The 920-nt window shown below is 45.3% G+C and carries 1 protein-coding gene; it reads left to right on the top strand.

The window, feature by feature from the left end; genetic code table 11:
* The first annotated feature begins 251 nt into the window (after positions 1-251).
* Positions 252-584, top strand: a complete 333-nt coding sequence (locus F7Q90_RS25750; RefSeq protein ID WP_237166072.1) for a hypothetical protein — start codon at positions 252-254, stop codon at positions 582-584.
* Positions 585-920: the final 336 nt, after the last annotated feature.

Below are 920 nucleotides of genomic sequence, written 5' to 3'. Positions count from 1 at the left end.
TTTCAGATAACATAAAATCAATGCGTTACATGCTTGCGTATGACGGTGTTCTGTCTGGCATCAGCGTTTTCTACCAAAACAGTGCAGACAAAACAGAATGATTACCTATTATTCAACAAAGCCACTGGGTTGCTAAAGGCACCGTGGTCATTTCAGGATCCAAAATTGATGTCTCAGCGACAGAGAGGCAGCAACCGCCCCCAATAGCCTACGAAACAAAAAACGCTTTGTGGCCTCATCGTACGCTCGAAATGACGTGGGCTGAATTCTGGGGCACTATCAAAGAGAATGACGGCAAGCGGCCGGCACCTGTACATGAAGATGAAATTAAAAAGCGTGTTACTGATGCGGCCGCCGAACTTAACTGGGGTTTGGAATTCATCGAGAATGAAGGAATCTGGCTGGATGACGGAGACACGGAGTATTTTTTTCAGAAATACGATTTAAGACAAAATGCTGAACGGGCTATTGCACTTATTCGCCGCGAGGTTTGTTACGTTGCGGATCAATGCCCGGATGACCCTGATTGCTTTAGCTATACAGGAATGCTCGCCCTTACGGATTGGCCTAAACCCCAACAGTAGCCGCTGAAAAGTGTCAATGCTGCTTGTGTCTGGGCTGACAGGTTGACACTTTCCCCACTGAATTCCAAAAAAACGAAACGGATTGCTTTACAGATTTGACACCTCAACACAAGAAAGCGTCAATTTCTCGGGTTCTGCCAGTTTACACATTCCTGCAATGCAAAGTTTTGCTGAGGTCATGGCCGCTACCTTCCCGCTATGTCCTGAACAAACCGGCTTTGTTGAATAAATGGATTTTATGCTGTGGTACTATGAAAACGGTTGTTTCAGATAACATAAAATCAATGCATTACATGCTTGCGTATGACGGTGTTCTGTCTGGCATCAGCGTTTTCT

Source organism: Pantoea stewartii subsp. stewartii, from assembly GCF_008801695.1.
Classification (GTDB): domain Bacteria; phylum Pseudomonadota; class Gammaproteobacteria; order Enterobacterales; family Enterobacteriaceae; genus Pantoea; species Pantoea stewartii.
This window is presented reverse-complemented; position numbering and strand designations above follow the sequence as displayed.

Excerpts from the sequence above, each read along its gene's own strand:
- F7Q90_RS25750 (WP_237166072.1), top strand. The coding sequence starts at position 252 with ATGACGTGGGCTGAATTCTGGGGCACTATCAAAGAGAATGACGGCAAG.